Source organism: Aeromonas allosaccharophila, assembly GCF_016026615.1.
Classification (GTDB): domain Bacteria; phylum Pseudomonadota; class Gammaproteobacteria; order Enterobacterales; family Aeromonadaceae; genus Aeromonas; species Aeromonas allosaccharophila.
Window position 1 is genome coordinate 2,075,284 of sequence record NZ_CP065745.1, and the last position, 20,810, is coordinate 2,096,093.

Consider the following 20,810-nt stretch of genomic DNA (forward strand, 5'->3'; position numbering starts at 1 on the left):
AGGGCGCTAACAAGGTACGCAGCTTAATCTCCGATCTTTAGGCGCACTGGCCCAACACCGAGCTATTCGCTTATCACACCATACCTTGCGCATAGTGTATTTGACCAGCATCATGACTCAATCGACAATACATATATCCATTCGAATCAGTGAAAAGTTATGCAGTAAATGCTGGAGCGATGGGTTGCATCGCAGTGAATACCTGCTCACTACGCCGCATTTTGGACGAGTCCCATATCTTTCTGATAGCGCATTATCAACCGCTTAATTGAGGTTTACGTGACAACTACCCTGAAAAACGCCGAGCGGGCGAACCACTTTTTTACCAGACCGTAGCCTATACGATAGCTTCAAGCAATTCTCATCGCTCGCAGCATGTCGTAAAGGTCTGTTCTTGGCTGCGTTTTTCTGGGATCCTTTGCAGTCATGACAAGTCAATCCAGCTCAGTACAGTACGCTTACGCCCTAGATAGCCAAGGCACGCTCACGCACATTAGCGATGCTCTGCGCTCGCGTACCTACACCTGTCCAGGCTGTAAAAGCCTCCTCACGCCAGTATTAGGCGAGAACTATGCTAAGCACTTCCGTCATTCGGAAGAATGCTGCGCCCTTGAAACCTATCTTCACAAGTGCGGCAAAGAAGCATTCTTCTATCGCTACCAACAAGCTCTCTGCCATGATGTGCCTGTTAGCCTTGAGCTAGAGCGTCGGGTTTCCTGCAATGGTTCTCGTTTAGCCTTAATTGGAGACGAAACACGTCACTGCCTAAAATTCGTACCTGCACGCTATAACTTGACTCAATTCTTCGATCAGGCAGAGCTGGAAAAGTACGATAAGGTTACAGGACTGCGCCCAGACATAATGTTGTGTGATGCGGTTAGCGAAAGGCGTTGTTATGTCGAGATTTGTGTTACGCACCCCTGCTCTCAAGAGAAGATCGAAACCGGCATCCCGATTCTTGAGTTTAAAGTTCAATCTGCCGCCGATATTCAGATGTTGCTTACCGGGTCATACTCAATAAAAGAACAGTACCTGAGAGTATTTAACTGGGCTCCTCCCTCACAAACCGTTGATACGTGCACTGGCGTCTGCTCCGTAGGTAACGTGGTTATGTCTGTCTGGAGCTTAAGCGATTCCGGCCGACTCAACGAACAAACGATGCAGCTCGCTGAAGTGGATCTAACAATCAACTCTAACGTGAACACATGGCCGAGATCGTTAGGAGGTGCCGAGCTGGCCGATAACTTGAGAGCCTTTATCTGTCACGCCGATCCTCATTCGCAATTTTCTAACTGCATTATGTGCGAGCAAGCAGAGCTGTGGGAGGATGGCTATCTGCAATGTCGAAGTAAGGCCAAAATAGTTCCTTACACCGAGGCCCGTCAGTGCGCCAGTTACAAGGTTAAGGCATGACAAAAAGACTAACTTGGGAACAAAAAAGCATTGTTGCTCATGATACCGGACATGCGTTGGTAAAAGCCGTACCGGGCAGTGGAAAAACAACCACTCTCGTCAAACGCATTGAAAGGTTAGTAAAAATGGGGACGGACCCTCGTTCCATCCTAATTTTGATGTACAACAAATCTGCCCAGATGAGCTTCACTGATAAATTGAAAACGGCACTCAAGTCGGGCGTGATGCCAGAAATCCGCACGTTCCACAGTTTAGCCTTGAAGATTGTTGGTTATGGGGAGAGCCGACAGCTAATCAAGAAGAAAGACCTCATCACGCCCGACGACTACCGCTATGAACAACTGGTTAAGCAAGCCTACCGCCATGGATTTGACTGTGAGGCGAATTACATCGACCCCAATGAAATTGAAGACTTCGAACTATTTATCGCTCGTTGTCGGGCGGCGGCAGTAACTCCTGTCGATGCTGCTAATGATCCGACATTCAGCATCATAAAGCGGGAATTTATTCGCGCTTATGGTCGCTATTGTGAGCTGTTGGAGGAAAACGGTCTGCGAACCTTTGATGACTGTTTGGTTGAGGCTGTCGCTCTGTTGCGTAAAGACAGTAGCCTTGGTGCCCACTTCAAACACATCATTGTTGATGAATATCAGGATGTTAACCTGATACAACATGAAATGACCCGCTTGCTATCCAAGCCGGATACGTCAGTTATGGCTGTTGGTGATGTTAACCAGTGTATTTACGAGTGGCGTGGTGCTCGACCAGATTTTATCGGTGGCTTGTTTGAACAGCATTACCAGAATACGACTGTGTTTCAACTTTCATGCACATTCAGGTTTGGCCATGAGCTTTCCTTGATGGCCAACTCGGTAATTAGGCGTAACTCCACAAAGCTGACCAGGCTTTGTGTCAGTCATCCTAGCACCCCAAAAACAGAGGTAAGACTGCACTTTGATAACTGCTTATCCAAGGTGCTGTCAAACCTTTCTGTGAGCAGCGGAACACAAGCCATATTGTCCCGCACTAAGGCGAACCTTGCAGAGGCGGAAATTGCATTACGCCTGTGTGGGCTACCCTATCGCTACCTCAATGGTTCAAGCGCATTACATACCCGTACTGAAATCGGGATACTGGTAGTCGGCGTATTGCTGTCTGTGTACGGCGATCTGCGGCTACTTGAAAACCACCCCAACAAAAAAGCGATTGTCTACGGCTTTCTGAAGGAAGCTGGTTTTAATTGGCAGACAGGGCAATTAAAAGCAGCGCTCAGTGGATTGATGGCTCCCCACGCCGACCTATGGGCTGTTCTAGGTCAGTTATTCGACGGAGCACAATACCAAAAGGACCGGCTTGGAAGGCTTGCCACTATATGCCAAAAGGACGGAGAGGAAACGCCAGCTATTGATGTGTTACGCCGTCTTGGCATGGAGGGATTTATTGATAGTGTTGGCTCAGACGGCGTAACACGCACTAGCTCAAACGATCGGCAACGAGGAGTCGTGAGGATCGTGGAACTACTTGACTCTAGTAAGATCGATTCCCGCACGTTTTTAAAACTTATACTAAACCCGGAAGAGGCTGCGACTGATTGCGAGCCCTTCATCCTTTCTACACTGCATGGTTCCAAGGGGCTAGAGTGGGATAAAGTGATACTGATAGGCTTGAGTGAGCAGGAATTTCCTGGCGGCAAAACCGATGACCTTTACAGCGTGCGCACATCGATGAGCCCCCCTTCGACCAACGAGGACATCGAGGAAGAGCGTCGGTTGTTTTATGTCGGTATCACTCGCACAAAACAACAGCTTAATCTGGTTACCCCTCTTGATGAAGGGCTCACACTGTGGCTGAGAAACCACTGGGACAGCACCCCGAAGAAGTCACCGATAGCTACTCGTTTTGTCTATGAGGCGGGCTTGTCTGCTTGTGCTGTTACCAGTGATGCGATCTATAACAACACGTTAAAGAAACTGGAGAGTGACCTCAGCAAGTTTCACCAATGGTATCTCAGAGATCTTCAGCGATTAAAAGTCTAGGGAGCACGGACAAGATTCTTGGACTGACCCCGCCCCAGTAGACGATCCAGCCCTAGAGTACTCGTACCGCTTCTACAGGTGACATGGAGCACACGTCGTCGATAAACCTTGTCTATTCAGGTGTTGGATGTTAATCAGAATATGCCAAGGGTGTGACTGTGGATCGTTTGCCGTTGAATAACGGCAATTAAAAATAATTGGTTAATCATTGTTTAAACCACCTAATCAACCTAAAGCACCACATTCGTAGGTTTATTTTCGCTAATGGTTAGATGGTTAATTAGGTTCGCTATAAAGGATAAGTATATTGACAGTTTTGAATTATACTCACCCATACTTCACAATTTTATTTTCATTAAAATTACTTAACTACCTAACCATAACTATCACTCAATCAGTAATAATGTGGTTTATGGATGGTTAGCAACATTGTAATGTTCACTTAACCAGAATCTAATTCATTAACCATTAGCAGCATCTTTTGATAAAAAACACCCGCCTCAGTGGCGGGTGTTTTTTACTTTGTCACTTTATCTATCCTATTTGTTCCAATCATTGGCAAACAGTACAGTGTTTGATTAGCTCGGCCTTTTTTGCTCTGTATTTTCCCCTCGCTTGCGAGCATCTTGAGTGCTTTACCACAAGAAGCTGCCATATTGGCCTTCTCTCCATGCAGCTTGCACAACTCACTCGCAATAATCCATTTGGTATTATTATTTTCCCCTGAAAGATAATGATGGCAAATAAGGTCGTACCAAGTTCCCTTATCAGTGTGGGCATCGTTTATAGACGCAGCTTGAATGACTGTCGTTTCATCCAGATACCAAGAGGCCCCATCATCATATTTTGCCTTCACCTCCAACCAAAACTGCCGTAACCTCTCGGGTTCGGTGTGACGCACTCGCCCCTCATCCCAACTCCAGCCAAGAATTTCATTTAGAGCATCCATATTTGCTGGTGACGCCAACTCGATCACCGCAAACCGCGAACTCCCTGTAGCATCTCTCAGGAAACCAGTGCCGTTAACCGTGCCAATAAAACTAGTTTGACGTCGCTTAACAGTGAAATTGCGCCCATATGGCACTCGAAAACGGTCATGATCTCTCGTTAAAAACGCTTTCAAACTGCCAGCCTCATGCCTAGTGGTACTCTCAAGTTCGGCCAATTCTACCACCCACGCGGAAACTGCGCGTCTCACATCATCAGGCACATCGGGATTGATGGAGCAATCCAGTGTTGACCCAGGCACCACAGTGGCAATATGGCGTATCCATGCAGATTTTTTGAATGATTGGCCACCCGCGAGGACCGGAACCAATTTTGATATCCAATTGGGTTCATATAATGCAGCAATACATCCAATCAACCATGGATAAATTACCTGAGCTGCATACCTTGGGTTGACCGCACCTAGGGTGGCTATAACCTTATCCACTCGTAATTTACCGTCCCACGGCATCCCGTTCTCCAGCCAACTACGTACAGGATGATAACTATGCTGTTCACAAATCGCGGTCAAATGATCATCAATTGCCCTGTCTGACAGATGTGCATGCTGGCAGGCATCAACCAGCGCAGATCGCTGACCTGCATCAGAGAGACCTAAATAGCTGTTCCGAATAGTAGATCACCGGAGGAAGGGAACTCAGTCCAGTTTGTGCGATCTGATTAGTCGCTAAACAAAACAAGCCACACCCAAAGGACTGAGTTGATGCCTATCCTACCACCTCTGCCACGACCACAACGGCGCCGCATTCACAAAATCATCCATGCCACCCGTGATAAAGGACATGCTCGTCGCTTGATGGCCATCTTGCTGTTACATGAAGGACGCACGATCACCGATGTTCATCACCTTACCGGCGCTGCGCGCTCGACCATCGGTCGTTGGCTTCGGTGGTATCGAGATGAAGGCATAGATGCGCTAGAAGCCTTACCGGCTGGCCGTGCCCCAGTCTTACCTATCGCCAAGATTGTCACCCTACTGGTGCTGCTCATGCAGTTTTCTCCGCAAGATTTTGGTTATCAGCGCAGCCGTTGGTGTACTGAACTATTGGCTATAAAAATCAATCGGTTAACAGGGCTCAATGTGGCAGCCTCCACGCTCCGCCGATGGTTACCTCGTATGGGCATTGTCTGGCGCCGGCCCGTGCCGACCTTGCGGATAAAAGACCCAGCCTATCAGGAAAAAATGGCGAATATCGACGCCGCGCTGGCCCGCTGTGATGCCGATAATCCGGTGTTTTATGAGGATGAAGTCGATATAGACCTCAATCCCAAATTAGGAGCCGACTGGATGTTCAGAGCGCAGCAAAAGCGGGTTGTCACACCGGGGCAGAATGCCAAGCATTATCTGGCAGGCGTTCTCCACGCAGGCAACGGAAGGGTACTTTACGTCAGCGGGATCAAGAAAAACTCATCGCTGTTTATTGCCATGCTGGAAAAGCTGCGCCACCACTACCGACGAGCCAAAACCATCACGTTGATCCTCGATAACTACATCATTCACAAAAGCAAACAGACCGAGCGATGGTTGAAGAAGAATCCCAAGTTCTGCCTGGTGTTCCAGCCAGTTTACAGCCCTTGGGTTAATCACATAGAACGGCTATGGCACAAGTTACATGAAACCATCACGCGCAATCATCAATGCAGAGGGATGGCAAACCTGCTGGCCCGAGTGAAACACTTCATGGATACCGTGTCTCCTTTCCCGGGGAATGGCTATGGCACAGCGAAGGTGTAGCACTATTGGGATCAGTTATTTAGAAAGCTAGTATTAGTTGTCACCGCCGATGTAAAAATGACCCACTAACGCCGGAGTAAAGTTGACCCACCTGGGCCAAGATCGTAGCTTTTGAGCCACGCCCATGTTGACCCAGGAGTTATCAGTGGAAATCAGAGTTTGGCCCGTCAGGGCATGAGCATCCGGGCTATCGCCCAGCAATTGCGGGTGTCCCGTAACACGGTTCGCAAGTATCTGCGCAACCCGGGCCTGCCAATCTACTGTTGTTTGGGGGAATGAACAATCAGAGCTCTGTTACACGAGTTGTCATGACAGCATCATTTTCCTTCAATCAGTTCGCCGAACAGCTCCTTAACCTTGGCTTTGGCATCGGTCAGCGCCACGCGGCCTTGCTCGGTGATCTCATACATCCGTCGATCCCGTCTACCGGTGCGCTCATGCCGTGAAGTGAGATAACCCTTCTTTTCCAATCCGTGCAGCATCGGATACAAGGTGCCTGCGCTGATCTCGTAACCGTGGTGTCGCAATTCCTCGATGATGCCGAGGCCGAAGATGGGTTCTTCGGCTGCGTGATGCAGGATGTGCAAACGGATCAACCCGCCGTACAGGTCTTTGTCGGTCACGCTCGGAACCTCATAGGGTCACGCTCAACAACCAGCCCGCGATACCACTGCCAACTACGACCAACCACGGCGGCAGCTTCCAGAACATCAGGGCAACCAGAGCAACAAGGGCCAAGCCGAAGTCTTGCGGCGCATGAATCGCGCTCGTCCATACTGGTTGATAGAGGGCGGCCAGCAGCAGGCCAACTACGGCCGCATTGATGCCCAGCAACGCCGCTTGCGTGCGGGTGTTGCGGCGCAGACGTTCCCAGAACGGCAACGCACCCACGACCAGCAGGAAGGACGGCGCAAAGATTGCCAGTAGGCAGACCAAGCCACCCAACCAGCCGGAAGGTGTCTGGTTCATCGAAGCACCGAGAAACGCCGCGAAGGTGAACAGAGGGCCAGGGACGGCCTGCGCGGCACCATAGCCTGCCAGAAATGCGTCGTTGCTGACCCAGCCTGAAGGTACCACTTCGGCTTGCAACAGCGGTAGCACGACGTGCCCGCCACCAAAGACCAGTGATCCGGCCCGGTAAAAGGCATCCACCATCGACAGCGTCTGATTTGGGAACATGGCTGTCAACAACGGTAACCCCGCCAGCAGCGCAAAGAACAGCGTCAGCCAGAACAAGCCAACACGACGCCGCATGGCAATCGGCAACGGATCATGCGCTGCACCCTGCTGAGGTTTGAACAGCAATAGGCCAATGACCGCTGCAACGGCGATGACCCCCACCTGCCCCCAGGCGGATGGCACCAAAAGAACAAGGTAGGTCGCTGCCGCCATGATGGTGATACGAGGTGCGTCAGGACAGAGATTGCGAGCCATTCCCCATACAGCTTGCGCGACCACCGCCACCGCCACCACCTTCAATCCATGCAGTACGCCTGACGGCATCGCATCCCCGTAACTGGCCATTCCCAACGCAAACAGGATCAACGCAATCGCAGATGGCAAAGTGAAGCCCACCCAGGCGGCCAACGCCCCGGCATAGCCGGATCGGGACAGCCCAATTGCTATGCCGACCTGGCTGCTGGCTGGCCCTGGCAGGAATTGGCACAGCGCGACCAAATCTGCATAGCTGCGATCACTCAACCACTGCCGCTTTGTCACGAACTCATCGCGAAAGTAGCCTAAATGGGCAATTGGGCCGCCGAAGGAGGTCAGGCCCAATCTGAGAAAGATCAGAAAAACAGCCCAGGGGCTGCGGTCAGTCTTGATGGAGTCGGTCATGGTCGCACCTTGATTTCTAGTTTCATTGGATCATAATAATCGAATTTCAATAACGAAACTCGATAAATTAAAGGTACGCATCATGGAACTCGTTCTGATCGGCCTTGCGGCCCTGCTGACATCAGGGCTGACCTTGTTCTCAGGCTTCGGGTTGGGAACCATCCTAATGCCGGTATTCGCCCTGTTCTTCCCATTGCCATTAGCCATAGCTGCGACTGCTGTGGTGCATTTAGCCAATAATCTCTTCAAGTTCGGGTTGATGGCCAAGAAAGCTGATTGGCCAGTCGTGGCGAAGTTCAGTGTGCCTGCGGCTATCACGGCGACTCTTGGTGCAGCATCCTGCGTATTCCCACGCATGGCGATCGCTCAATAACATTCATGCCGATCACTCAATAACATCCATGCCGATCGCCCAATAACATCCCAAGCCGATCACTTTTTTCCTCTATGGGAAACCATGATCGGCATGAATGTTATTGATGACTTCTTCTCCCCGCTTCGTTAAACCCGCACTTTCCAACTGGACCCAAAAGAGGAAAGTGCATGTCTGCGAGGCCTATCACCGTGAGAAAACTCAAAGAAATCCTTCGTCTCAAATATCAGGCTCAACTGGCGCATCGTCAGATCGCCCTCAGCCTGCATATCTCATCCAGCACCGTCTCCTATTACCTCAATCGCGCTGCTCAGTTGGATATCACTACCTGGCCGCTCTGTGAGCGCTGGGATGATGTCACCCTGGAGCGTGCCTTCCTCAGCACCCGCGCGGTGTCCAAAACCCGCCACAAACCGCTCCCTGACTGGGCCGTGCTCCATCAGGAGCTCAAACAGCCCGGTCAAAAAGGGGTAACGCTGGAGCTACTGTGGCAGGAGTATGCCGAGCGCAATAACGGTGCCCACTACAGCTACAACCATTTCTGTCGGCTCTATAAGGAGTGGGCATCGGTGCTGCAACCGTCGATGCGCCAGACCCATATCGCGGGCGAAAAACTCTTTGTCGATTACTGTGGCCAGACCATGCCCATCGTGGATCCTCATACCGGTGAGATCCTCTATCGGGCCCAGGTCTTCGTCGCGGTGCTCGGGGCCTCCAACTACACCTTTGCTGAAGCCACCCGCTCCCAACAGCTTGAGGATTGGGTGATGAGCCACAAGCGGGCCTTTGAGTTTTTCGGCGGCGTCCCGCAACTGGTGGTGCCTGATTGCTTGAAGAGTGCGGTCAGCGTGGCACGCAATACTGACCCGGATCTCAATCCCACCTACCAGATGCTGGCCGCTCACTTCGGCACAGCGATCATGCCCGCCAGGCCGCGCAAGCCGAAAGATAAATCCAAGGCCGAGGTGGGGGTACAGATCGTCACCCGCTGGATCCTGGCGGTACTGCGCCATGAGACCTTCCATAGCCTGGCTCAGCTTAACCAACGGATATCCGGGTTACTGACCCGGCTCAATGAGAAACCCTTCCAGAAGCTGCCCGGTTGCCGCGCATCCATGTTTGCCGAGCTCGATGCGCCAGCACTCAAGCCCTTGCCAGCGTACCCCTACCAGTACACCAAAGTGGTGTCGGTGCTGGTCGGCAAGGATTACCACGTCGACCTGGAGAAGCACTATTACTCGGTCCCTTATGCCTTGCAGGGCAAGCGGCTGGAAGCCCATCTGGCGGAGCGTACGGTCACCCTGTATCACGCGGGTAAGGTCGTCGCTCAGCACCCACGCAGTCATCGCAAAGGCCAGCACAGCAGTCTGCCCGCCCATATGCCAGCGCATCACCAGGCACTGCTGGAGTGCTCACCTGAACGCCTACTGAGCTGGGCCGCGTCCATCGGGCCCTATACCACGCATTGGGTGGATAGTTTTATCCGCCAGGCAGCGCATCCGGCCCAAGCCGTGCGACCTTGTCAGGCCCTGCTGGGACAGAGCAAAAAGTATGGCAAGGCGCGGCTGGAGGCCGCCTGTCTACGTGGCTATCTGACCGGCGCCAACCGGCTGCACCACATCCGCAACATGCTCAAACACGGGCTGGAACAACAACCAGTTGCCACCTCACGCCAGGATCCGTTGCAAGACATCCATCATGACAATGTCCACGGCGAACACTACTTCCACTAATCCATCACTCAACAAGGAAAAGAGCATGCAATTACATCTCGATGAACAACTGAGCACCCTGCGTCTGGGCGGTGTGAAACAGGCGCTGAGTCAGCAACAGACACAGAGCGCGTTGTATCAGGACATGAGCTTTGAAGAGCGGCTGCAACTGCTGCTGAGTCATGAGCTGGTGCAACGGGAGCAGCGCAAAGTTAACCGGTTGGAGAAGCAAGCGCGGTTTCGATTGTCCGGTCAAATTGAGCAGCTGGACTACCGTGCCAGCCGGGGAATAAGCAAAGCGCAGATCCGCCAGCTACTGGAAGGGCAGTGGCTGGCTCATCAGCAAAACCTGCTGCTGACGGGGGCGGCAGGCTGTGGGAAGAGTTACCTGGCCTGTGCGTTGGGCCGCTATTTTATCCGGCAAGGCGTAGCGGTGCGCTACTACCGGCTGAAAACCCTGCTGGAAGAGATGAGACTGGCGCAGGCGGATGGCAGTTATCCGAAGCTGCTGGAGCAGGTGAATAATGTGGGCTTGCTGATCCTGGATGACTGGGGCATGGAGATGCTGGATGCGGCCGAGCGCAGTAATTTGCTGGAGATCATCGATACCCGTTACGGGAGGGTCTCGACAGTGGTTGCGAGCCAACTGCCGGTAGAGAAATGGTATGGGATGATCGGAGAGGCCACATTCGCAGAAGCGATCCTGGACCGGCTGATCCACAGAGCGGTACGAGTAGGTTTGACAGGTGAGTCGATGCGAAAACAGGGCATCAACTTGACCGATGCCGATCAGGCAGAGTAAAAGAAAGACGCAGTTCCTGCGGGTAGAAAAATGGTGATCGGCATGATGTTATTGGCTGATCGACATGATGTTATTAGCCACATCCCTGGCTTTGTTCGACCGACTGCCAGCCTTATGGCGGTACAGCTTTGGTGACGCGGCTTTTGAGATCACACCTGTGAAGTGTCTCGCACCTCGATAACTGTACGTAAGATCAGTATAGTTCGTGGTAACTGACTGCTAATCATGGGTAATCAGGAACTGAAAAAATGAAATGACTGAGTCAGCCGAGAAGAATTTCCCCGCTTATTCGCACCTTCCTTAACATTCCGTCCTGATAAGTTGGTCGGATAAGGCGCTCGCGCCGTATCCGACATTAATTTCTTAAGGAAGGTGCGAATAAGTCATATAGCACGAGAGCATTTACTGGTAACCCATTGATATTAAATGACTAAAATTTTCATTTTTTGTTCGTGGGATACTTGTTCGCACTTTCCTTAAGCGACTTCATTCACCTGGCGACGCAGCAGGGAAAGTGGGCCGGGGCCGCTAAGCGTGAACACGGAAATTAAGGTGAAGCCCAGCGCCACCAGACCCAGCACCAGGTAAGCGCCCTGGAAACCGATGCTTTCATACATATTGCCCGCCAGAATAGACATAAAAATCATCGCCAGTTGCTTAAAGAAGCAGAAACAGACCAGATAAATCGTCGCTGAAAAACGCACTTCAAACTGGCTGGTAATATATTTAAAGCAGCCCACCAGCAGGAACGGTACTTCAAACATATGCAGCGTTTTCAGAATAATCACTTCCAGTGCTGAGGTAGCGAACGATGAGCCAATAATACGTACTGACATAATAGTGCCAGCCAGCAGCAGGGCGTTTTTCCCACCGATGCGATTAATGATCAGTGGCGCAAAAAACATAATCGAGGCGTTAAGTAATTCGCCCATTGTCGTTACGTAGCCAAATACCCGCGTACCCTGTTCACCGGTAGCAAAGAACGAAGTAAAGAAATTAGCAAACTGTTGGTCAAAAACATCGTAGGTGCAGGAAACGCCAATAACATACAGTGACAAAAACCACAGTTTTGGCTGTCTGAACAGTTCCAGCGCCAGCTTAAGGCTAAATGCCGAATGGTTGGCACCTACCGCATTGGCAACCGTGGCAGAAGAGGGCGCATCCGTTTTGGCGCAAAAGAGTAAAACGGCGAGGATGAGTGCACAGCCAGAACCCAGCCAGAAAACAAACTGATTATTGATGGTGAACATGATGCCGACAATCGAGGCACACAGCGCCCAGCCAACACAGCCAAACATCCGCGCGCGACCAAATTCGAAATTACTGCGACGGCTGACTTTCTCGATAAATGCCTCTACTGCTGGCGCACCGGAGTTAAAACAAAAGCCTAGATAAATACCACCAACAATCGATCCTACTAAAATGTTGTATTGTAACAGTGGCCCGAAGATAAAAATAAAGAACGGCGCAAACATCACTAACATGCCGGTAATAATCCACAGCAGGTATTTGCGCAGCCCGAGTTTGTCAGAAAGCAGACCAAACAGCGGTTGGAATAATAGCGAGAACAGAGAAATAGCGGCAAAAATAATACCCGTATCAATTTTGCTGATATGGTTGATGTCATGTAGCCAAATCGGGAAAAACGGGAAGTAGGCTCCCATGATAAAAAAGTAAAAGAAAAAGAATAAACCGAACATCCAAAAGTTTGTGTTTTTTAAATAGTACATAATGGATTTCCTTACGCGAAATACGGGCAGACATGGCCTGCCCGGTTATTATTATTTTTGACACCAGAGCAACTGGTAATGGTAGCTCCCGGCGCTAAGCTGGAATTCCGCCGACACTGACGGGCTCCAGGAGTCGTCGCCACCAATCCCCATATGGAAACCGTCGATATTCAACCATGTGCCTTCTTCCGCGTGCAGCAGATGGCGATGGCTGGTTTCCATCAGTTGCTGTTGACTGTAGCGGCTGATGTTGAACTGGAAGTCGCCGCGCCACTGGTGTGGGCCATAATTCAATTCGCGCGTCCCGCAGCGCAGACCGTTTTCGCTCGGGAAGACGTACGGGGTATACATGTCTGACAATGGCAGATCCCAGCGGTCAAAACAGGCCGCAGTAAGGCGGTCGGGATAGTTTTCTTGCGGCCCTAATCCGAGCCAGTTTACCCGCTCTGCTACCTGCGCCAGCTGGCAGGTCAGGCCAATCCGCGCCGGCTGTGGCGTATTGCTCGCCACTTCAACATCAACGGTAATCGCCATTTGACCACTTCCATCAATCCGGTAGGTTTTCCGGCTGATAAATAAGGTTTTCCCCTGATGCTGCCACGCGTGGACCGTGGTAATCAGCACCGCGTCGGCAAGCGTATCTGCCGTGCACTGCAACAACGCTGCTTCGGCCTGGTAATGGCCCGCCGCCTTCCAGCGTTCGACCCAGGCGTTAGGGTCAATGCGGGTCGCTTCACTTACGCCAATGTCGTTATCCAGCGGTGCGCGGGTGAACTGATCGCGCAGCGGCGTCAGCAGTTGTTTTTTATCGCCAATCCACATCTGTGAAAGAAAGCCTGACTGGCGGTTAAATTGCCAACGCTTATTATCCAGCTCGATGCAAAAATCCGTTTCGCTGGTCGTCAGTTGCGGGATGGCGTGGGGCGCGGAGGGGAGTGTCACGCTGAGGTTTTCCGCCAGACGCCACTGCTGCCAGGAGCTGATGTGTCCGGCTGCTGACCATGTGGTCGCGTTCGGTTGCACTACGTGAACCGTTAGCCAGAGTTGTCCGGCGCTCTTCGGCTGCGGTAGTCCAGGCAGTTCAATCAACTGTTTACCTTGTGGAGCGACATCCAGAGGCACTTCACCGCTTGCCAGCGGCTTGCCATCCAGCGCCACCATCCAGTGCAGGAGCTCGTTATCGCTATGACGGAACAGGTATTCGCTGGTCACTTCGATGGTTCGCCCGGATAAACTGAACTGGAAAAACTGCTGCTGGTATTTTGCTTCCGTCAGCGCCGGATGCGGCGTGCGGTCGGCAAAGACCAGACCGTTCATGCAGAACTGGCGATCATTCGGCGTATCGCCAAAATCACCGCCGTAAGCCGACCACGGATTGCCATTTTCATCATATTTAATCAGCGACTGATCCACCCAGTCCCAGACGAAGCCGCCCTGTAAACGGGGGTACTGACGAAACGCCTGCCAGTATTTAGCGAAGCCGCCAAGACTGTTACCCATCGCGTGGGCGTATTCGCAAAGGATCAGCGGGCGCGTCTCTCCAGGCAACGAAAGCCATTTTTTGATGGACCATTTCGGCACAGCCGGGAAGGGCTGGTCTTCATCCACGCGCGCGTACATCGGGCAAATAATATCGGTTGCGAAGGTGTCGGCTCCGCCGCCTTCATACTGTACCGGGCGGGAAGGATCGACAGATTTGATCCAGCGATAGAGTGCGTCGTGATTAGCGCCGTGGCCTGATTCATTCCCCAGCGACCAGATGATCACACTCGGGTGATTACGATCGCGCTGCACCATTCGCGTTACGCGTTCGCTCATCGCGGGTAGCCAGCGCGGATCATCGGTCAGACGATTCATTGGCACCATGCCGTGGGTTTCAATGTTGGCTTCATCCACCACATACAGGCCGTAGTGGTCGCACAGCGTGTACCACAGCGGATGGTTCGGATAATGCGAACAGCGCACGGCGTTAAAGTTGTTCTGCTTCATCAGCAGGATATCCTGCACCATCGTCTGCTCATCCATGACCTGACCATGCAGAGGATGATGCTCGTGACGGTTAACGCCGCGAATCAGCAACGGCTTGCCGTTCAGCAGCAGCAGACCATTTTCAATCCGCACCTCGCGGAAACCGACATCGCAGGCTTCTGCTTCAATCAGCGTGCCGTCGGCGGTGTGCAGTTCAACCACCGCACGATAGAGATTCGGGATTTCGGCGCTCCACAGTTTCGGGTTTTCGACGTTCAGACGTAGGGTGACGTGATCGGCATAACCACCACGCTCATCGATAATTTCACCGCCGAAAGGCGCGGTGCCGCTGGCGACCTGCGTTTCACCCTGCCACAAAGAAACCGTCACCCGCAGCTCATCGCGCAGCTCGCCGTACATCTGAACGTCTGCCTCCAGTACAGCGCGGCTGAAATCATCATTAAAGTGAGTGGTTACATGGAAATCGCTGATTTGCGTGCTCGGTTTATGCAGCAACGAGACGTCACGGAAAATGCCGCTCATCCGCCACATATCCTGATCTTCCAGATAACTGCCGTCACTCCAGCGCAGCACCATCAGCGCGAGGCGGTTTTCTCCGGCGTGTAAAAATGCGCTCAGGTCAAATTCAGACGGCAAACGACTGTCCTGTCCGTAACCGACCCAGCGCCCGTTGCACCACAAATGAAACGCCGAGTTAACACCATCAAAAATAATTCGCGTCTGGCCTTCCTGTAGCCAGCTTTCATCAATATTAAATGTGAGCGAGTAACAACCCGTCGGATTCTCCGTGGGAACATACGGCGGATTGACCGCAATGGGATAGGTCACGTTGGTGTAGATAGGCGCATCGTAACCGTGCATCTGCCAGTTTGAGGGGACGATGACAGTATCGGCGTCAGGAAGATCGCGCTCCAGCCAGCTTTCTGGTACCGCTTCTGGTGCCGGAAACCAGGCAAAGCGCCATTCACCATTCAGGCTGCGCGACTCTTGGGAAGGGCGATCGGTGCGAGCCTCTTCGCTATTACGCCAGCTGGCGAAAGGGGGATGTGCCGCAAGGCGATTAAGTTGGGTAACGCCAGGGTTTTCCCAGTCACGACGTTGTAATACGACGGCCAGTGAATCCGTAATCATTGTCATAGTTGTATCCTGCGTGAATTGTTATCCGCTCACATTTTCGCATAACATACGAGCCGGACACATAGAGTGTAAAGCCTGGGGTGCCTAATGAGTGAGCTGACTCACATTAATTGCGTTGCGCTCACTGCGGCGTTGTTGCCCAAATCGATGCAGCTTGAATGGAACTAACTGAGGACTTGGTGATCTGATCACCACCATCTCCTTCAAGTCTGCATCATGAGCACGTCGCTTCACCCCATCACCAACTGGCCTACATACAACAAATCTTTGATTAACCGTGGTTCACTCACCTTCTGGGTTGATGCCGAGGCCATGAACAACTGGTTTCACCACGGCCATCATGGGCGGCGGGGCCGCAGCCAACTATACACTGACCAGACCATCTGCACCTTCCTGATGCTCAAGGGGATTTTCAACCTCACTCTGCGGGCCACCCAGGGACTACTCGACTCCCTGTTCGAGTTGATGAACGTACCGCTTTGTGCCCCCGATTACAGCTGTGTCAGCAAGCGAGCACGCACGGTGGCGGTGGCTTATCGACAGCCCTCTAAGGGGCGCATCACTGACTTGGTTATCGATTCGACGGGCCTGAAGGTATTTGGTGAAGGCGAGTGGAAGGTCAGAAAACACGGCGCCGAGAAGCGGCGAGTGTGGCGCAAGTTGCATCTGGCGGTAGACCCGGTGACCCACGATATCGTGGCGGCGGAAGTCTCGCTGGAAAATGTCCATGATGCCGAGGTGTTGCCGACCTTGCTCAACCCACTGCGGCGCAAGCTGGGACGTGTTTATGCGGATGGCGCCTATGACAGCAAAGCCAGCCATCAGCTAATCTCGCGCAAAGGGGCGACAGCCTGTATCCCGCCTCGCAAGAACGCTGGGCTATGGGAAAAAGGACATCCAAGAAATGAGGCTGTGCTGGTGATGCGCAAGGTAGGGCTGGCGCACTGGAAGAATATATCGGGGTATCACCGTCGCTCGCTGGCGGAAACGGCGATGTATCGGTTCAAGCAGTTGCTGGCGGGGAGAATCAGTCTGCGTAACTACAATGGCCAAGTGGGAGAAGTCATGGCGTATGTCAGTGCCATAAACAAACTGAATACCCTTGGTCTGCCTGTCAGAAAGCCCCGAGTGTAACGGTCACTTGGGGCTGGGGCAGTTGTGGCTTGATGGTTGATTTGGGAAACAGCGCCGCTCACTGCCCGCTTTCAAGTCGGGAAACTTGTCGTGCCAGCTGCATTAAGGAATCTGCCAACGTGCGGGGAGAGGTGGTTTGCGTATTGGGCGGTAGGGTGGTTTTTCTTTTCACCAGTGAGACGGGCAACAGCTGATTGCTCTTCACCGCCTGGCCCTGAGAGAGTTTCAGCAAGCGGTCCACGCTAGTTTTCCCCAGCAGGCGAAAATCCTGTTTGATGGTGGTTAACGGCGGGATATAACACGAGCTGTCTTCGGTATCGTCGTATCCCACTACCGAGATATCCGCACCAACGCGCAGCCCGGACTCGGTAATAGCGCGCATTGCGCCCAGCGCCATCTGATCGTTGGCAACCAGCATCGCAGTGGGAACGATGCCCTCATTCAGCATTTGCATAGTTTGTTGAAAACCGGACATGGCACTCCAGTCGCCTTCCCGTTCCGCTATCGGATGAATTTGATTGCGTGTGAGATATTTATGCCAGTCCGCCAGACGCAGACGCGCCGAGACAGAACTTAATGGACCGGCTAACAACGCGATTTGCTGGTGACCCAATGCGATCAGATGCTCCACGCCCAGTCGCGTACCGTCTTCATGGGAAAAAATAATACTGTTGATGGGAGTCTGGTCAGAGACATCAAGAAATAGGGCCGGAACATTAGCGCAGGCAGCTTCCACAGCAATGGCATCCTCGTCATCCAGCGGATAGTTAATTATCAGACCACTGACGCGTTGCGCGAGAAGGTTATGTACCGCCGCTTTACAGGCTTCGACGCTGCTTCGTTCTACCATCGACACCACCACGCTGGCACCCAGTTGATCGGCGCGAGATTTAATCGCCGCGACAATTTGCGACGGCGCGTGCAGGGCCAGACTGGAGGTAGCAACGCCAATCAGCAACGACTGTTTGCCCGCCAGTTGTTGTGCCACACGGTTGGGAATGTAGTTCAGCTGCGCCATCGCCGCTTCCACCTTTTCCCGCGTTTTCGCAGAGACGTGGCTGGCCTGGTTCACCACGCGGGAAACGGTCTGATAAGAGACACCGGCATACTCTGCGACATCGTATAGCGTTACTGGTTTCACATTTACCACCCTGAATTGACTCTCTTCGGGTGCTATCATGCCATACCACGAAATGTTTTGCGCCATTCGGAGGGGGCACGCCGAAGTGAGATTCAAAATGCCGACGTCAGTTCACAGGTGGGTAATGCTGTCAACGTGTTGATTTCGTATTTTCACTGACACCAGGATCATCCTGATGTTACAAGGATTGAATGACTACAGATTAAAATAGTCATCAACAGGTTGACAGCATTACCCAGCGCCCGCTTTCCGCGTATTTTTCGATTTGCACTGCCGGGGGCACTGGCGGGTATCGCGTTCCGCACACTTTTACATTTATTTATCTGGTGACTGACCTTTGGAAGGTGCGAAAAAGCGGGGAAATTCTTCTCGGCTGACTCAGTCATTTCATTTTTTCAGTTTGAGCCGATCTTTTCTCCCGTAAATGCCTTGAATCAGCCTATTTAGACCGTTTCTTCGCCATTTAAGGCGTTATTCCCAGTTTTTAGTGAGATCTCTCCCACTGACGTATCATTTGGTCCGCCCGAAACAGGTTGGCCAGCCGTCTGTCAGCTGAATAGTGGGCAAGTTTTGACGCTATGCCCACAGTGTAGAATTTTTTAAATTGCCGTTAGTCAACGGCAGGATGCCAGTATAATAAAATACTTTTATTTTAATATGCCTGCGTACATACAATCCGTTGTTCATCATTTTTTTAGGGAAGGTGCGAATAAGTACCCTATGTGCCAAAACTAAAAAGTTTAGCCATTTAATATCAATAATTTAGAATGGTGTGTTTTTGTGCCAAGTGACTTGTTAGCACCTTCCTTAGTGGTTCCATTTTCAATGAATCATTTTTGAGGTATGAGGTCATATAAACTATTCCATAGTATTATTTTTTGCAGAAAACTCATCCTGAAAAACCTCTACAAACTCATGTCTACTGATAGTAGGAACTTTCATATTGCTAAATACAATCTCCCCAGAGTAATCATCACGAATGAATTGCCAACCGTTAAAGACCATTGAAGAGTTATCAATAGAGTATGGCCATTGCTCACCGATGTTATTGCCAAGCCAGATTAATGCAGACACACGATCAGCTATGCTCTCATGAGAGAACCCCACCATACACATGGCCCTTTGAATTAAGGAATGAAGCGATATATTCCCCATAGATTACCCCCTGAAAACGATAGCTCTCTTTGATATGTGGTAGCTCATAAGGCTGATGCCATATGACCATATGACCATATGACCATATGACCATATGAAATGAGATTTAAAGAAGCTAGTACTGTTTTCGCCGACACAGTGAAGTATCTGCTGACGCCGGAGTCTCAGGTAGCCCAGGGATTGCATCGACTGGACAACGCTGTTTGAGGAGAGACCAGTGGACAGCTTGGTCAGATAGAAAACTGGATCACATGCACCACGACCAGTGGTGCAACCTAAATAGCTGTTCCGAATAGTAGATCACCGGAGGAAGGGAACTCAGTCCAGTTTGTGCGATCTGATTAGTCGCTAAACAAAACAAGCCACACCCAAAGGACTGAGTTGATGCCTATCCTACCACCTCTGCCACGACCACAACGGCGCCGCATTCACAAAATCATCCATGCCACCCGTGATAAAGGACATGCTCGTCGCTTGATGGCCATCTTGCTGTTACATGAAGGACGCACGATCACCGATGTTCATCACCTTACCGGCGCTGCGCGCTCGACCATCGGTCGTTGGCTTCGGTGGTATCGAGATGAAGGCATAGATGCGCTAGAAGCCTTACCGGCTGGCCGTGCCCCAGTCTTACCTATCGCCAAGATTGTCACCTTACTGGTGCTGCTCATGCAGTTTTCTCCGCAAGATTTTGGTTATCAGCGCAGCCGTTGGTGTACTGAACTATTGGCTATAAAAATCAATCGGTTAACAGGGCTCAATGTGGCAGCCTCCACGCTCCGCCGATGGTTACCTCGTATGGGCATTGTCTGGCGCAGGCCCGTGCCGACCTTGCGGATAAAAGACCCAGCCTATCAGGAAAAAATGGCGAATATCGACGCCGCGCTGGCCCGCTGTGATGCCGATAATCCGGTGTTTTATGAGGATGAAGTCGATATAGACCTCAATCCCAAATTAGGAGCCGACTGGATGTTCAGAGCGCAGCAAAAGCGGGTTGTCACACCGGGGCAGAATGCCAAGCATTATCTGGCAGGCGTTCTCCACGCAGGCAACGGAAGGGTACTTTACGTCAGCGGGATAAAGAAAAACTCATCGCTGTTTATCGCCATGCTGGAAAAGCTGCGTCGCCACTACCGACGAGCCAAAACCATCACACTGATCCTCGATAACTACATCATTCACAAAAGCAAACAGACCGAGCGATGGTTGAAGAAGAACCCCAAGTTCTGCCTGGTGTTCCAGCCAGTTTACAGCCCTTGGGTTAATCACATCGAACGGCTGTGGCACAAGTTACATGAAACCATCACGCGCAATCATCAATGCAGAGGAATGGCCAGCCTGCTGGCCCGAGTGAAACACTTCATGGATACCGTGTCTCCTTTCCCGGGGAATGGCTATGGCACAGCGAAGGTGTAGCACTATTGGGATCAGTTATTTAGAAAAAATGGCTACTGAGCTATCCTGCCTGGGGGGGACGAGTACGACAGATCTATGAACAATCCTTGCTACGCAAGAATGATAGCCATAGCAATTCAACTTTTCAGGTGAGAGGGATACGCTTTATCTATATATATAAAAACAATCCCTCTCAGCTACGCAACTCAGT

Annotated in this window: 15 protein-coding genes and 1 pseudogene; 9 read left to right on the forward strand and 7 right to left on the reverse strand. The window is 51.6% G+C overall.

Annotation, left to right across the window (positions count from 1 at the left end):
* Positions 1-426: 426 nt before the first annotated feature.
* Positions 427-1,413, forward strand: coding sequence for a competence protein CoiA family protein (locus tag I6G90_RS09140; protein WP_080990003.1), 987 nt, complete (start codon positions 427-429; stop codon positions 1,411-1,413).
* Positions 1,410-3,449 (forward strand): ATP-dependent helicase, encoded by a 2,040-nt coding sequence (locus I6G90_RS09145; protein ID WP_144716186.1) that lies wholly within the window; start codon positions 1,410-1,412, stop codon positions 3,447-3,449. Before I6G90_RS09140 ends, I6G90_RS09145 begins: the two co-directional genes overlap by 4 nt.
* Positions 3,450-3,966: 517 nt before the next feature.
* Here I6G90_RS09145 and I6G90_RS09150 read toward each other — a convergent pair.
* Positions 3,967-4,908, reverse strand: coding sequence for a virulence-associated E family protein (locus tag I6G90_RS09150; RefSeq protein ID WP_232254440.1), 942 nt, complete (start codon positions 4,906-4,908; stop codon positions 3,967-3,969).
* 252 nt (positions 4,909-5,160) lie between these two features.
* Between I6G90_RS09150 and I6G90_RS09155 the strand changes: the two genes are divergently transcribed.
* Entirely contained in the window at positions 5,161-6,192 is a 1,032-nt protein-coding gene (locus I6G90_RS09155) for an IS630-like element ISAhy2 family transposase (RefSeq protein WP_001809438.1), read from the forward strand.
* A 124-nt stretch (positions 6,193-6,316) separates the two neighbouring features.
* Positions 6,317-6,453 (forward strand): annotated as a pseudogene (locus I6G90_RS09160) (helix-turn-helix domain-containing protein); the annotation flags it as partial.
* 56 nt (positions 6,454-6,509) lie between these two features.
* Here I6G90_RS09160 and I6G90_RS09165 read toward each other — a convergent pair.
* Both I6G90_RS09165 and chrA read right to left on the reverse strand, forming a co-directional pair.
* On the reverse strand, positions 6,510-6,815 hold the full coding sequence (locus I6G90_RS09165) for a PadR family transcriptional regulator (RefSeq protein WP_190283662.1): 306 nt from the start codon (positions 6,813-6,815) through the stop codon (positions 6,510-6,512).
* A 10-nt stretch (positions 6,816-6,825) separates the two neighbouring features.
* Positions 6,826-8,031: a chromate efflux transporter gene (chrA, locus tag I6G90_RS09170; protein ID WP_197930880.1), complete on the reverse strand. Its 1,206-nt coding sequence runs from the start codon at positions 8,029-8,031 to the stop codon at positions 6,826-6,828.
* 82 nt (positions 8,032-8,113) lie between these two features.
* On the opposite strand from chrA, the gene I6G90_RS09175 reads away from it, so the two are divergent.
* The 3 genes from I6G90_RS09175 (at position 8,114) to istB (ending at position 10,918) form a co-directional block, all read left to right on the forward strand.
* Complete coding sequence (locus tag I6G90_RS09175) at positions 8,114-8,404, forward strand: TSUP family transporter (RefSeq protein WP_197930882.1); 291 nt, start codon at positions 8,114-8,116, stop codon at positions 8,402-8,404.
* 170 nt (positions 8,405-8,574) lie between these two features.
* Positions 8,575-10,137 (forward strand): IS21 family transposase, encoded by a 1,563-nt coding sequence (istA, locus tag I6G90_RS09180; RefSeq protein WP_024945937.1) that lies wholly within the window; start codon positions 8,575-8,577, stop codon positions 10,135-10,137.
* A gap of 25 nt (positions 10,138-10,162) precedes the next feature.
* Complete coding sequence (gene istB, locus I6G90_RS09185) at positions 10,163-10,918, forward strand: IS21-like element helper ATPase IstB (RefSeq protein WP_024945936.1); 756 nt, start codon at positions 10,163-10,165, stop codon at positions 10,916-10,918.
* Between the two features lie 476 nt (positions 10,919-11,394).
* Here the strand turns inward: istB and lacY are convergent, their stop codons facing one another.
* A complete protein-coding gene (gene lacY, locus I6G90_RS09190) occupies positions 11,395-12,648 on the reverse strand; it encodes a lactose permease (protein ID WP_197930892.1) in 1,254 nt (417 codons plus the stop codon).
* Positions 12,649-12,699: 51 nt separating this feature from the next.
* On the reverse strand, positions 12,700-15,774 hold the full coding sequence (gene lacZ / locus I6G90_RS09195) for a beta-galactosidase (RefSeq protein ID WP_197930902.1): 3,075 nt from the start codon (positions 15,772-15,774) through the stop codon (positions 12,700-12,702).
* Between the two features lie 216 nt (positions 15,775-15,990).
* Here lacZ and I6G90_RS09200 point away from each other — a divergent pair, with 216 nt between their 5' ends.
* Positions 15,991-16,908 carry an IS5-like element ISAs13 family transposase gene (locus tag I6G90_RS09200; RefSeq protein WP_197930904.1) on the forward strand — a complete coding sequence of 306 codons (918 nt, stop codon included), beginning with the start codon at positions 15,991-15,993 and terminating at the stop codon, positions 16,906-16,908.
* Between the two features lie 58 nt (positions 16,909-16,966).
* On the opposite strand, the gene lacI is transcribed toward I6G90_RS09200, so the two are convergent.
* The gene (gene lacI / locus I6G90_RS09205) at positions 16,967-18,049 is read right to left on the reverse strand and encodes a DNA-binding transcriptional repressor LacI (protein WP_004152286.1); all 1,083 of its coding nucleotides are present in this window, start codon (positions 18,047-18,049) and stop codon (positions 16,967-16,969) included.
* An 858-nt stretch (positions 18,050-18,907) separates the two neighbouring features.
* Complete coding sequence (locus I6G90_RS09210; protein ID WP_197930906.1) at positions 18,908-19,159, reverse strand: hypothetical protein; 252 nt, start codon at positions 19,157-19,159, stop codon at positions 18,908-18,910.
* 429 nt (positions 19,160-19,588) lie between these two features.
* Between I6G90_RS09210 and I6G90_RS09215 the strand changes: the two genes are divergently transcribed.
* Positions 19,589-20,620: an IS630-like element ISAhy2 family transposase gene (locus tag I6G90_RS09215; RefSeq protein ID WP_197930908.1), complete on the forward strand. Its 1,032-nt coding sequence runs from the start codon at positions 19,589-19,591 to the stop codon at positions 20,618-20,620.
* Positions 20,621-20,810 lie beyond the last annotated feature (190 nt).